Source organism: Actinoplanes regularis (assembly GCF_900188005.1).
In the GTDB taxonomy this organism is placed as follows: Bacteria; Actinomycetota; Actinomycetes; order Mycobacteriales; family Micromonosporaceae; genus Actinoplanes; species Actinoplanes regularis.
Window position 1 is genome coordinate 1 of record NZ_FZNR01000033.1, and the last position, 13,903, is coordinate 13,903.

Below are 13,903 nucleotides of genomic sequence, written 5' to 3' on the forward strand. Positions count from 1 at the left end.
CCCTACGTCGCCGGGTACTGGCAAGCCTCATGACCAGCCGGAACACCACGCCATCGAGCGATGACGAACTACCAGAAACTCACAAACCGGCCTCTCACAGCGGCCACACGATCCGGCGCCCACCTCGGGCAGGCACGGGACCTGTGCCCGCCGCCTCGCGCCAGACCCTGCCAGCCGGCGCCCACAGTGGTCAAAGCGGCCGCGACACCACCACCAGACCCAGCCCAGGCTCCACGGCTGGGCCCGGTGGTGGTATCCCGAGCACCCTGACAACCATGAGACCCAGCCCAAACTCCACAGCTGGACCCGGTGGTGGTATCCCGAGCACCCTGACAACCAGGAGACCCAGCCTGACCGGCCCGGCTGGTAACAGCGGCGTTCGGACAACCCTGAGGCGCGGCTCGCCCGGTGGTGGCTCGTCGGGGTGGGGTCAGAGCGAGTCGACGAGGCGGCCGTCGCGGAGGGTGAGGACCCGGTCGGCCCGGTCGATGAGGTTGGGGTCGTGGGTGGCGACCAGGGCGGTCATGCCACGGGCGTCGACCACGGCACGGAGCAGGTCCATGATGGCGCGCCCGGTGTCCGAGTCGAGCTGCCCGGTCGGCTCGTCGGCGATCAGCAGGTCAGGGTCGTTTGCCAGCGCCCGGGCCAGCGCGACCCGCTGCTGCTGGCCGCCGGAGAGCTCACCCGGACGCTGGTTCGCCTGGCCACCGAGCCCGACGAGCTCGAGCAGGACGGCGACCCGCTCGTCCCGCTCGCGGGGATCGCGGCCGGCGAGGCGCATCGGGATGCTGACGTTCTCGGCGGCGGACAGGATCGGGATCAGGCCGAACGACTGGAAGACGAAGCCGATCGTGTCCCGGCGCAGTTCGAGCAGGTCGCTCTCGGGCGCCCCGGTGACGTTCCGGCCGGCGACCGTGATGCTGCCGGCGGTCGGGCGGTCCAGACCCCCGATCAGGTTCAGCAGGGTGGTCTTGCCGGCACCGGAACGGCCCCGGACGGCGACCAGCTCGCCCTTGTCGGCAGTGAAGGAGACGCTGGAGAGGGCGTGGACGGCGCGCTCTCCAGCGCCGTATGCGCGGCTGAGGCCGGACACCTCGACGACGCTCATCGGTCCTCCCCGGAGACGGAAGTGTCGGTTGCGGAAGGCGGCTCGGACGCAGCGAAGCCGGGACGGCCCTCGACTGCGTCGGTTGCGGACGGAGCGGAGCCGGCCTCAATCGTGTCGGTTGCGGAAAGCGTCTCGGACCAAGCGGAGCCGGGGTTGGCCTCGGCCGTGCCGGTTGCCGAGGGCGGGATCGTGCCGGGACGGACCTCGACGCGGTCGGTCTCCAGGTCCAGCCGGACCCGGTCGCGCAGGCTGAGGGCCTCGACGAACGCGGCCGGCAGCTGCAGCCGCCCGGCACGGTCCAGCACCGCGTACTCCTCGGAGACGTGCTGCTGCGTGCCGTCCGCGGCGAGCCGGGCCGAACGACGTACCTCGGAAGCGGTTTTCCCGTCGCGGATCGCGACCGCCCGCCGGACCTGGCCCGCCACGTTCCTGTCGTGGGTGACCACCACGACCGTCACCCCGAGCTCCGCGTTGACCGCGCGCAGCGCGCCGAACACCTCGTCCGCGGTGGCCTCGTCCAGCTCACCGGTCGGCTCGTCGGCGAAGATCACCTCAGGGTCGTTGGCGAGGGCGACCGCGACCGCGCAGCGCTGCTGCTCGCCGCCGCTCATCTCGGCGGGACGCCGGTCGGCGCGGTCACCTACCCCGACCATCTCCAGCAGCTCCGCGGCCTTCCGGCGACGACGGCCACCCGCCAGGCGCATGGGCAGCTCGACGTTCTCGCGGGCGGTCAGGTACGGCAGCAGGTTCCGCGCGGTCTGCTGCCAGACGAAGCCGACGATCCGCCGCCGGTATTCGAGGCGCTTCTTCGGGGTCATGCCGAGCAGGTCGTAACCGGCCACCTTGGCGATGCCGGCGGTCGGCTCGTCGAGGCCGGACAGGATGTTGAGCATGGTCGACTTGCCGGAGCCGGAGGCCCCGACGACGGCGAGCAGCTCACCCCGGTCGACCACCAGGTCGAGGCCCTGCAGGGCCATCACCTCGGTGCCCTCGGTACGGAAGATCCGGACCAGACCGTCGCAGACGATGTGCCCGCTGAGCCGGTCCTGTCCACCGGCACGCGCGACGGCACGTTCCGCCGCCCGCCTCTCCAGATCGGCGAGATCGGTCACGACAGCTCCTCTGACCACAGCAGCACGACTACTCCTCTCCAAGCCGCAGCACCGTGCCGAGGCGCAGGCGGCGGTTGGCGACGTTCTCCACGACGAGCGCGGCGATCACGGCGAGGACCGCGACGGCCAGGACACCGCCGGCGAGCCTCGGATCCAGACTGATCCCGGCGCTCACCCCGGCCGTGAACCCGTCCAGCCCGAGCGCCGGCCCGATCAGCGAGGGCAGTGCGAACCCGGCCAGTCCACCGGCCAGGATCGCCACCCCGATCAGCGGGACCAGCTCGAACACCAGCAGCCGGCGCCCCTGCCCCGGCGACAGGCCCATCGTCCGCAGCCGGGACAGCGTACGGCCCCGAGCGGGTGCCCCGGTCAGCACCGCGAGCACCACGGAGGACAGTGCGAGCAGCGCGGCCGCGCTCATCCCGGCGGTGAAGGTGAAGCTCAGCGCCCCGTCGACACCGCGCTGCTCCAGCGCGGCGCGGTAGGCCGCGTGCGTGGTCACCACGGCCGGCACGGGCAGCTGCCAGTCCTCGACCGTACGACCGGTCGTCTGCTTGAGCTGCTCCCGCTGCCCCGCGTCGGCGACCGTCCGCAGCTGCCCCACATCGAATCCGTCCCCGTCGACCAGGATCCGGTTCGGCCGGAGCGGCTGGTAGTCCGGGATCGGCATGGCCTGCTGCGGCAGCACCAGGAAGTCTCTGGTCTCCGCGTCGAGGCCCGGCACGCTGTCGAGGGTCGCGGCGATCGTGAACTTGTACGTCCGTCCCTGCACCTCGACGGTGCCGTTGCCGCCGATCTGCCCGGCCAGGTGCCTGGAGACGGCCGCGGGCACCCGCTCGCCGCCCGGCACGGCACCGGTCAGCGCGGGCGGCAGTTCCAGCCCGGCGGTCGTCGCGTTCAGCACCATCGCCTCGCCCTGCAGGATCATCGGGCCGGCGTCGCCGTGGATCTCGGCGCCCGGTGCGAGCAGCATCGACGTGGCCCGGCTGACGTGCGGCAGCTCGGCGACGCGCCGGTCGGTGTCCGGGGTGAAGTAGTAGCCGCTGATCACCGCGTCGGCCGGCACGACCAGGTCCGCGGCGCGGTCCCGGCCGCCGTCGACCGTGCTGGTGACGGTGCCGGTGAACAGGCCGGTGGCGATCGCCACGACCAGCACCGCCAGCGGGCCGGAGTGCAGCGGCGCGCGGCCGGCGCCGGACAGGCCGAGGAAGGCGATCGCGCCGCGGGCGCGGGCGGCCAGCCTCCCGGCCCAGCGCAGCGGGAACGGCACGACCCGCAGCGCGACGACCGAGGCGGCCAGGGCGAGCAGCACCGGCGCCGCGATCAGGTAGGGGTCCACTCCCGCCCCGGTGTCCAGGCCGCGCCGACGCAGCAGGTAGACGCCGCCGGCCGCGAGCACGATCAGGAACCCCTCGGCGGTGAGCCGGCGCGCCGACGGCCGGAGCGCGGCCTCGTCGGAGCGGTGCCCGGTGAACGACGGATGCCGGGCGGCCAGCGCCGCGTAGACCGGGGCCGCGAGCACCCCGAGCAGCGCGACGATCCCGACGAGCAGCGGCTCGAAGTCGTCCGCGCGGCCCGGGAGCAGGGCACCGGCCAGCCAGCCCGCCGCGACCGCGACCGGGACCACGATGAGGGCTTCGCGGATGGTACGCCCGGCGACCGACCGTACCGCCCCGCCCCGCGCGCGCAGCAGCGCGAACTCGGCCCGTCGCCGGTCGGCCATCAGCCGCGCGGCGAGCAGGATCAGCCCGGCCGCGGTCGCCAGGATGCCGGCCTGCACCACGGCCAGCAGCGCCTGCACGGCCCGGACCTGCCGGTCGAACTCGGCGAGCGTGCTGTCCAGGCTGCTCCAGAGCGTGGTGCCGGCCGGTGGGGTACGCCGTGCCGCGGCCACCGCCATGGTCAGCGCGTCCACCCGGTCGGCGGTGATCCGCCGCTCGTCCAGCCGGTAGCGCCACCGGTCGGTCAGGTCCTGCAGCTCGGCCCCGGCCGCCAGCGCGCCGGCCTGGTCGGTGAGCATCACCCCTTCCTTCCGGACGCTCTCCCCGCAGGCCCCGGTGGCCAGCCTCTGGTCGTCCCAGATCGGGTCGGCCGGGTTCACTGGGGTGAACACGCCGGCGACGCGGGTTCGGGTCTCGCCCCAGCGGCCGCTCAGCCCGAAGGTGTCACCGACCTCGAGGCCGAACGCCTGCGCCAGGTCCTGCCCGACGATCACCTCGGGTGTCCCTCCCGACCGCGCGGCCCGTCCCTGGACCATCGTGACGGCCTGGGCGGTGTCGGGTTCGAAGCGGAGCTTGGCCAGGTTGGGGCAGGGCCCGGCGGTGGTACCGGCCGGGATGACCGACAACGGGTCACTCTCGGCCAGGTACCAGGCGGCGCCGACCAGTCCGGGCAACGGCGCGGGCAGGTCCGCCCGGAGCGTCGCCAACCGGTCGGCCTGGGCCGCGGCACTGACCTCGCCGTCGACAGGCCGCCCGGAGAAGGTGAGGTCGCGGTTGCTGGACGCGAGCTTGCCGATGTCGCCGCGCAGGCCGTCGTCGGTGCGGCCGTTCGCCAGCCGGGCCGGGCCGGAGACCAGAAACGCGGTCAGCCCCGCAAGCAGCGCGAGCAGAGCAAGCTGGCCCGCAAAAGCACGAACCCGCCGCACCACGCTCATTGGTCTTCCCCCAGTCGCAGGCGGGCCGCCGGCAGGCGGCGGGTGGCGGAGACCGCGGTGATCGCGCTGACCCCGAGGGCGACCACGACCAGCAGCGCGGCGCTGCCCACGGTTCGTCCCCAGAGGATCTCCAGCAGCGCCTCCGGCACCGGGCGGCCGGCCGCCGGGGTCAGCACCAGCAGCGGCGCCATCGCGGCCGCGACCAGCAGTCCGACCCCGAGTCCGGCGAGGGCGCCGAGCCCGGCCAGCAGCGCCTGTTCGACCATCAGGGACCGGGCCAGCAGCCGTGGTCCGGCGCCCAGGGTGTGCAGCACGGCGAGCTCGACCGAGCGGTGCCGGGCGGTGGCCCGGGCGTCGGCGGCGATGCCGGCCACGGCGAGCAGCATCGCGCCCAGCGCCGCGCCGAAGAGCGCGAACCGGGCGGCCGCTCCGAACGGGTCGCCACCGGAGGCGAGCTCCCGGCGGTCGAGGACACGCAGACCGGTGAGGTCGGCCAGGCCGGAGGGGTTGCCACTGATCCACCACTCGCTGGTCTCGTGGAGGACGGCGAGGTCCCAGAAGAGCCGGCTGTCGAGCGCGGTCCGGTCGGCCAGGATCGCGGCGGCGCCGGTGGTGCCGGGCACCCGGTCGACCGTGGCGACCACCTTGACCTGGATCGAATGGCCGCCGACCGTGAGCGAGGTGATGTCGCCGAGCGCGGCCCGGGCCGCTCCGGTGAGCACCACCGGGACCGGGGGCGGGGGCTCCTTGCCGGTCACCGCGAGTCTGCCGGTGACCTCGAAGTAGCCGTCGGCCGCGGCGTTGACCGAGATTCCGGTCTGCCCGTCCGCCCGCCATTCGCCGGTCTGGCCGGTGATCCGCCAGCGGACGGGCGCCGGGCTCGCCGACTCGACCAGGAAGCCGAGCAGACCGGGACCGCCGGCGGCGACCGCCCGGGGCTCTCCGGCGTCGGTTTCGCCCAGGTCGACGCGGCGGCCGTCGGCGAAGACCGCGGTGGTGCGTACCGGCCCGGTGCTGCTGATCCAGCCGTGTTGCAGGGTCCCGGTGGCCGGGCCGGAGCCGACCGCGGCGGCGAGCTTCCCGAGCAGCTCAGTGGGCGGCCCGCCGGTGGCGTCGTCGCGGGCCTGGACCACTCCGGCGGCGGCCGCCGTGTCCAGGACGACCAGTTCGGCCGGGTCGGCGCCCGCGGTCAACGGCACGTAGTCACGCCAGGCCGGGAGCACGGCGCGGACCCCGGGCAGGGCGGCGAGTTGTCCGGCCCGTGCGGCCGGGGCCGAGCCGCCGGCCTCGACCAGCCGCAGGTCGGCGCCGACCTGCTGAACCGCCTGGTCGACGCGGGACTGCTGGGCGGTGGCGGCCAGGCACCAGGAGACGGTGGCGGCGGCGACCGCGAGGGCGAGCATCACCATCGGGCCGGCGTGCGCGCGGCGGCCGGCCTGCCAGGTGCCGAGCAGCGCGGCCCGCGCGCGGCCCCGGTTCAGCCGGGCGGCGACCAGCCTGGCGACCGGTGGCAGCAGCCGGATGGCGAGGACCGCGCCGGTCAGCACGCCGAGGGTGGGTGCGGCGGCGAGCAGCGGGTCGATGCCGAGGCCGCCCGCGCCGGTGGGGGCCGAGTACTGCCGCAGTTGCAGCCAGGAGAGCGCGGCCAGGGCGACCACGACCAGGTCCAGGCCGGCGCGGCGGAGCATCGGCAGGCGTTTGCGGCCGGTGGTCTCGGCGACGTAGGTGCCGCCGCGGCGCAGCGCGGGGGCGGTGAGGGCGAGCACTCCGCCGACCGCGACGAGTGCCGAGACCAGCCAGACGCCGGCATCGAGCGTCACCGCGGCGTACTTCAGGCGAAGCAGGCTGACGGCCGCCGGCGCGCCGATCAGCGCGGCCGGCAGGACCAGGGCGAACGCTTCGATCGCGGCGATTCCGGCGAGCTGCCGGCGGGACGCGCCGCGGGCGCGCAGCAGCGCGGTCTCGCTCTTGCGGGACTCGGCGAGCAGCACGGCGACCAGCGACAGCGCGTAGCCGCCGAGAACGACGATCAGCAGGATCGGGGTGACCAGGGTGGAGCGGCGGACCAGGTCGGCGCGGTTGAGGCGGTCGGCCAGGTCCGGCAGGCCGGTGGTCACCGTCGCCGAGGACCCGAGGCCGGAGGAGCGTTTCAGGTCCTCGCGGGTCGCGGCCGCGATCTCGGCGGTACGCCGGATCGAGCCGAGGGTCGGGTTCGCGAGGTCCGCCTCGACCAGCCAGCCGCCCGACGCCCCGGCGAAGAAGGCCGGGTCCTCGCTGACGATCGGGCCGTATGTCGCGGTCTGCGCCAGATGCCCGGCGGTGACGTCCGGGACGAGCAGCCAGTACGGGTCGTTCTCGGCCCGGGGCCGCCACACTCCGCTGACCTTCCGGGCCACCACGTGCCCGGTTCGCCGGTCCTCCAGCCGCATCGTCTTGCCGCTGGTCAGCCCGAGGGCGGCGGCGGCCGGCTGGGCGAGCGTGACCTCCTTGGCGGAGGCCGGCCACGCGCCGGACACCAGTTCGGCGTGGTCGCGCAGGTCGTCGAGCTGGATGAGGGAGGCGTAGACGACACCGTCGGAGTCCGGGACGGCGTTGCCGCCGGCGCCCTTGACGGCCCAGCCGAAGCCGAACCGGGCGGCCTCCACCTTCGCCGGGGCGTACGCGTCCCGGATCGCCCTGTCGCGGGCCTGCGGATCGTTGCCGAGGGCGCCCCGCACCAGCACGGAGCGTTCGTCCGGGTCGGCGGCCGTGACCGCGGCGCGTACGCCTTCGCCTGCCGAGGCGCTGGCGTACGCGGTCAGTCCCGTCAACAGGAGCGCGGCGGCGATCAGGACCGCGGCCGCCGCGGCGAGCAGTCCCCGTGCCGCCGCCGCACGCCGGAGGATCAGCGTCATGAGCATCCCGGTTCGAGCATGCGGCGGATCTTGCCAGATGGGAATGGAACTCGTGGACCCCCACCCGCACGCTGTCGCCTCTCCGACCGTCAGGACCCTCGGCCGAATGTCCGATAAGCGCATACCCATTCAGTCGGCATTGTTGCCGGAACGACGCGTAATCCCCCGATTCAGGCCACGACATAACGCGTTCGTACGGCAAAGAAAGGGGTAACCGGAATAGCTGGAAACGACCGAGGGCCGCACCCTTACGGATGCGGCCCTCGGCCAGGGAATGCCTTGCTCAGTTGATCGCCCAGGGGCCTTGACCCAGGTTGCCCGACCCGCCACCGTAGGGATTTGCGTACGGGCTGGACTGCGGGCCGTACGGGTCGTTCTGCGGAGCGCCGCCGTACGGGTCGTTCTGCGGAGCGCCGCCGTACGGGCCGGCCTGCGGAGCGCCGCCGTACGGGCCGGCCTGCGGGCCGCCGTACGAATTGCCGCTGTAGTCCTCGCCGCCGTCGAGGTCGTAGTACGCCTTCAGCACCCAGTTGCCGCGCCGGAGGCCGTGGCGGATCGGGTAGCAGTCGAAGTCGTCCCACCGGTGGCGGAACTCCCCGCCCTTGCCGATCTTGCGGCACGCCCGCGCGCTGCGATAGAAGCCGACGATCCGCTCACTGAAGTCCGCCGTCGTGGCCTTGCCGTTCGCCTGCGCGGCAGCCGGAGCCTGAGTCGTCGCCCGCGGGGCCGCGGGGGAACCGGACGACGCGGCAGCCGGGCCGGCGCCGATGACCAGACCCGCGGCGACCGCCAGACCGGTCATCGCGAACTCGCGCATCACCTTGCTCATGGGATCTTCTTCTCATCTGTGAAGGTAATTTCGGACAAGATGATCATATGTGTCGTGGATCTTTCGGCTTGGCGACACACAAACACGATCAGGTGACCCCGGAGTGCATTTCGAGATGCGACGGAACTCGATCGGACGATCATTTTCGTAATTCATTCCGAAATCGTCGAACGTCGAGCAGGAAAACGACGACGGCCCGGGGGTCAGACCGCGATCGTCCGGCGGGCGCCGGGCCGCAGATAGACGAACCAGGTGACCAGCACGCAGAGGGCGTAGAACGCGATGAACGCGAGGTACGCCGCGTCCGCGTCCTTGTAGGTCAGGAAGGACTGCCGGAAGGCCAGGTTGACCAGCACCCCGCCGACCGCCCCGATCGCGCCTGCGATGCCGATCACCGCACCGGCGATCCGCCGCGCCTGGTGCTCGTCGGTCGCGTACTTCGCCTTGAAGATCGCCGGAATCATCTTGTACGTCGACCCGTTGCCCAGCCCGCTCAGCACGAACAGGCTGATGAACCCGGCGATGTACAGCGGCAGGGACCGCTGCTGCGCCGCGACCAGCACGATCGACGCGCCCACCGCCATCGCGATGAAGTTGACGAAGGTGACCTTCGCGCCGCCCAGCCGGTCGGCCAGCGCCCCACCCACCGGCCGGATCAGCGAGCCCAGCAGCGGCCCGAGGAAGGTCAGGTACGCCGCCTTGATCGGGGTGTTGAACTGCGTGGCGAACTGCACCTGCAGCACCTGCCCGAACGCGAACCCGAAGCCGATGAACGAGCCGAACGTGCCGATGTAGAGCAGCGACATGACCCAGGTGTGCGACTCGCGGACGGCGTCACGCATGCCCCGCTTCTCGTTGCGGGCCTGGGTCAGGTTGTCCATCCAGATCGCCGACCCGAGCGTGGCGAGCACGATCAGCGGGATGTAGATCCCGGCCACGATCCCGGGGTGACCGGCGCCGAAGACGGCGAGCACGAAGAGACCGACCAGTTGCACCGCGGCGACGCCGATGTTGCCGCCGCCGGCGTTGATGCCGAGCGCCCAGCCCTTGTAGCGGTTCGGGAAGAAGGCGTTGATGTTCGCCATCGAGGAGGCGAAGTTACCGCCGCCGACGCCGGCGGTCGCGGCCAGGATCAGCAGCGTCGAGTACTCGACACCCGGCTTGATCATGAAGGCCGCCAGGATCGACGGGATGAGCAGCAGCGACGCGCTCACGATGGTCCAGTTGCGGCCGCCGAAGCGGGCCACCGCGAACGTGTACGGGATCCGCAGCCCCGCCCCGACCAGCGTCGGCACGGCCGTGAGCAGGAACTTCTGCGCCGGGTCGAAGCCGTACTGCGGGCCGAGGAAGAGCACCATCACCGACCACAGCGACCACACCGAGAAGCCGATGTGCTCGGAGAAGATCGAGAAGATCAGATTGCGCCTGGCGATCCTGGCTCCGCCGTTCGCCCAGAACGTCGGGTCCTCGGGCCTCCAGTCGTCGATCCAGTGGCCCCTTACGGAGGCCGCGGCCGGGCGTTCGGTGACAACAGCAGCAGTCATGATCACTCTCCCAGGAGGATACGACCCTCGTCTTCCCGCACGGGGTAGACGTTGATCGAGGGCTGGCCGGACTGGGAGCACCCGGTGGCGAGGTCCCATGCGTACAGGTGCAAGGGGCAGACGACGACCTTGTTGTCGATCTGCCCGTCCGCCAGCGGGCCGCCCTTGTGCGGGCAGACCGCCGACACCGCGCGCAGCGAGCCGTCGCGCAGGTGGAAGACCGCGATCATTTCGCCGTCCACGGCGTAGGTGCGTCCCTCGCCGGGCGGGATGTCGGTGATCGGGCCGAGAGCCGTCAGGGCGAGAGTCTTCATGAGCGCACCGGAACCTGAGGGAGGACGGTCAGGGGAAGGGAGGTACGGAACTGGCCGGGCGTGGCCGGAACGGCCCGCTCCTTCCAGGGGTCCTTGTAGGACTGCACGGCCTCTTCGACGGCGGCGTCGAGGGCCGCGGCGATGCCGTCCGAGTCGTCGACGACGATCTCCCGGATCCGGTCGATGCCGATCCGCGGGACGAACGAGTAGGTCCGCTCCAGCCAGTTCGCGTTCTCGCGGTAGTACTGGAGGAACCGGCCGGTCAGCCGGATCACCTCCTCGGCGGAGCCGACCGTGGTGAGCAGGTCGCCCTTGCGGATGTGGGCGCCGGCCGCGCCGCCGACGTAGATCTCCCACCTACCGCCGTCGATGGCGACGACACCCAGGTCCTTGACGTACGCCTCGGCGCAGTTGCGCGGGCAGCCGGTGACCGCGAGCTTCATCTTGCCGGGGCCCTCCAGGCCCTGGAACCGCTCCTCGATCGCGATGCCCAGCGCGGTGGAGTCACCGACGCCGAACCGGCAGAAGTCCGAGCCGACACAGGTCTTCACGGTGCGGAAGCTCTTGGCGTACGCGTAGCCGGACGGCATGTCCAGGTCGGCCCAGATCGCGGGCAGCTTCTCCTTGGGGATGCCGAGCAGGTCGATACGCTGACCGCCGGTCAGCTTGACCATCGGGACCTGGTACTTCTCGGCCACCTCGGCGATCCGCTTGAGCTCGGACGGGGTGGTGACACCGCCCTTCATCTGCGGAACCACCGAGAAGGTGCCGTCCTTCTGGATGTTGCCGTGCACCCGGTCGTTGATGAAGCGGGCGTCGCGCTCGTCGACGTACTGGTCGGCCCACATCATCTTGAGCAGCGAGGCGAGGCCCATCTTGCTCTTCGCGTCGTGCTGGCCGCCGGGGACCAGCTTGTCGAAGACCGACGAGACGCTCTTGAGCTCGTACTTGCGGATCGCGGCCATCAGCTCGGGCTTGGGCATCGGGACGCCGGGGACGTACCAGGAGGCGGCCGGGTCCTCCTCGGCCGCGCCGCCGTTCGCCCACTCGACGATCCGCTGCACCAGAGGCTTGCAGGTGCCGCAGCCCTTGCCGGCGCGGGTCTTGTCCATCACGCCGCTGACCGTCTTGCAGCCGGCCGAGACCGCCCCGCAGATGGCGCCCTTGCTGACGCCGTTGCAGTTGCAGACCTGCGCGTCGTCGGCCATCTCGGCCGGCGCCACCTCACCCGCCGGGCCGCCGATGTCGAAGATCAGCTCGGCGCGCTCCTCGGGCAGGGCGGTGCCCCGGTCGAAGGCCTGGATCAGGGAGGCAGCCTTGCTGTTGTCGCCGACCAGGGTGGCGCCGACCAGCACGTCGTCCCGGATGATCAGCTGCTTGTAGATGCCCTTCTTCGGCTCGTTGTAGACGATCACCTCGTCCTCGTCGCGCTCCGGGGCGATCAGGCCCATCGAGGCGACGTCGATGCCGGCCACCTTGAGCTTCGTCGACAGCTTCGAGCCGGTGTAGGCGACCCCGGTCGTGCCGGTGATGTGGTCCGCGAGCACCTTCGCCTGGTCCCACAGCGGCGCGACCAGGCCGTACAGGCTGCCGCGGTGCTGGGCGCACTCACCGACCGAGTAGATGTCCCGCTGACCCTCCACCCGCATCTGGTCGTCGACCACGATCCCGCGCTCGACCGGCAGTCCGCTGTTCGCCACCATCTCGGTGTTCGGCCGGATGCCGGCGGCGATCACCACCACGTCGCACTCGATGACCCGGCCGTCGGCCAGCTTGACCCCGGTGACCCGGTCCTTGCCGAGAATCTCGGTGGTCATCGCGTTGGTGATCACCTCGATGCCGAGCTTGCCCTCGACGCTGGCCTGCAGCATCTGGCCGGCCTTCTCGTCGAGCTGGCGCTCCATCAGGTGGCCCATGGCGTGCAGCAGGGTCACGTGGCTGACGTGGTTCTGCAGGCCGCGGGCCGCCTCCAGGCCGAGCAGGCCGCCGCCGATCACCACCGCCCGCTCGTGGTCCCGGGCATAGCGGATCATGCCGCGCGTGTCGTCGAGCGTCCGGAACGCGAAGACACCCTGGTGGTAGCCGCGCTTCGGGTTGTGCACGTTCTTCATCGGCGGCGTCCACGAGTAGCTGCCGGTCGCGATGATCAACTTGTCGTACGGGGTGGCCACGCCGTTGCTGTCGTGCACGGTCCTGGCCTCGGAGTCGATCCGCTCGACCTTGACCCCGGCGTTCAGCGTGATGCCGTTCTCCTGGTACCAGGCGAGATCGTTGAGGAAGATGCCCTCCTCCGTCTCCACCCCGGCGAGCAGGTTGGACAACATGATCCGGTTGTAGTTGCCATACGGCTCGTCACCGAACATCGTCACGGAGAAGTCCCCGTTGCGGGCGAGGATCTCCTCGACCGTGCGGGCTCCCGCCATGCCGTTGCCGATGACGACAAGTTTCTGAGTCATTCCGGTCGGTCCCTTCTGGCTGGTCTGCACCGCCACGAGAAGGACTCTGTCGGCCCGGCGTTAACCCGGGAGACCACTTGCGGTGACGCTGTTGTTCGGAAATCCCTACAAGCGGACCGCACTCGTTGTGACTACAACCGGCTACCGGCGGTTGTGAGAAGAGCGGAATCGAAACGACCCAGAACCAGGTCGGCGACCGCAACATCACGGCACAGCGGCGGGGTCACCGAGTCCGCGCCGGCGTTGCCCAGCGACCGGTAGAACAGGCCGTCGGCCAGCAGGTACGCGGCGATCGCGACCCGCTTCGCGCCGTCGGCGCGCAGTCGCGCGACCACGTCCGGGACGCGCGGGCCGGTGCCGGAGACGTAACCGACACGAGCGCGGCCTGGCAGCGCCGCCGCGAAACTCTCCACGTCGGCCCGCCAGCCCGGGTCCGACGAGCCCGCGGCGGCCAGCACCACCGCGTCGGCGGCCGGCAGGTTGCGGGTCAGGCTCTCCAGGAGCACCGGGTCGGGCCCGAGCGGCGCGGTCACCGGGACGTTCGTGCCCGCGACGGCCTCGGCGATGTCGACCCGCACGTGGTAGCCGGCGGAGAGCAGCAGCGGAACGACGACGGCGTGCGGCGTGGACGGGACGATCGCGGCGACCTTCGGCTCCTGGACGTCGACGTAGCAGAGCCGTACGTCCAGGCCGGGCCGGCGGCGGGCGACGGCGGCGGCGAGCTCCTGCAACTGGCGGCGCCCGTTGGCGGACCGGGTCCCGTGGGCCACGGCGATCAGGGTCGGGTATCTGTGCACGGCGATCTCCGCTCAGGGTTGCGGTCGACTTTTCCCGTACGGCCCGGCAGCTCATCGGGTACGTCGGAGGAGCCCCGGCCTCGTCGCCGGGAAGGAACGGCGGCCCGGCGCCTACATCGGGCTCCGCCGTGAGGTGCGGGAGAGCGTCCCGCGGCGCGTCCGGTGCGGCAGTGGCCCGGCGCCTACGTCAGGC

General features: G+C 72.0%; 8 protein-coding genes and 1 pseudogene. All 9 read right to left on the minus strand.

The features are described 5' to 3' along the window. Nucleotides 1–430 precede the first annotated feature (430 nt). The 9 genes and pseudogenes from CHC09_RS41825 to CHC09_RS41865 all read right to left on the minus strand — a co-directional run bounded on the left by CHC09_RS41825 (nucleotide 431) and on the right by CHC09_RS41865 (nucleotide 13,710). On the minus strand, nucleotides 431–1,108 hold the full coding sequence (locus CHC09_RS41825) for an ABC transporter ATP-binding protein (RefSeq protein WP_089298824.1): 678 nt from the start codon (nucleotides 1,106–1,108) through the stop codon (nucleotides 431–433). 191 nt (nucleotides 1,109–1,299) lie between these two features. Further along, a pseudogene (locus tag CHC09_RS41830) lies at nucleotides 1,300–2,220 on the minus strand (ABC transporter ATP-binding protein); the annotation flags it as partial. Nucleotides 2,221–2,248: 28 nt separating this feature from the next. After that, nucleotides 2,249–4,876 carry an FtsX-like permease family protein gene (locus tag CHC09_RS41835; protein WP_089298825.1) on the minus strand — a complete coding sequence of 876 codons (2,628 nt, stop codon included), beginning with the start codon at nucleotides 4,874–4,876 and terminating at the stop codon, nucleotides 2,249–2,251. After that, nucleotides 4,873–7,770: an FtsX-like permease family protein gene (locus tag CHC09_RS41840; protein WP_143232887.1), complete on the minus strand. Its 2,898-nt coding sequence runs from the start codon at nucleotides 7,768–7,770 to the stop codon at nucleotides 4,873–4,875. Before CHC09_RS41840 ends, CHC09_RS41835 begins: the two co-directional genes overlap by 4 nt. Nucleotides 7,771–8,053: 283 nt before the next feature. Further along, nucleotides 8,054–8,599, minus strand: coding sequence for a single stranded DNA-binding domain-containing protein (locus CHC09_RS41845; RefSeq protein ID WP_089298827.1), 546 nt, complete (start codon nucleotides 8,597–8,599; stop codon nucleotides 8,054–8,056). Between the two features lie 203 nt (nucleotides 8,600–8,802). Then, nucleotides 8,803–10,143 (minus strand): nitrate/nitrite transporter, encoded by a 1,341-nt coding sequence (locus CHC09_RS41850; protein ID WP_089298874.1) that lies wholly within the window; start codon nucleotides 10,141–10,143, stop codon nucleotides 8,803–8,805. A 2-nt stretch (nucleotides 10,144–10,145) separates the two neighbouring features. Next, a complete protein-coding gene (locus CHC09_RS41855) occupies nucleotides 10,146–10,457 on the minus strand; it encodes a Rieske (2Fe-2S) protein (protein ID WP_089298828.1) in 312 nt (103 codons plus the stop codon). Then, nucleotides 10,454–12,913 (minus strand): nitrite reductase large subunit NirB, encoded by a 2,460-nt coding sequence (gene nirB / locus CHC09_RS41860; RefSeq protein WP_089298875.1) that lies wholly within the window; start codon nucleotides 12,911–12,913, stop codon nucleotides 10,454–10,456. The genes CHC09_RS41855 and nirB overlap by 4 nt, the downstream gene beginning before the upstream one ends. Before the next feature lie 131 nt (nucleotides 12,914–13,044). Then, entirely contained in the window at nucleotides 13,045–13,710 is a 666-nt protein-coding gene (locus tag CHC09_RS41865) for a sirohydrochlorin chelatase (RefSeq protein ID WP_089298829.1), read from the minus strand. Between the last annotated feature and the right edge of the window lie 193 nt (nucleotides 13,711–13,903).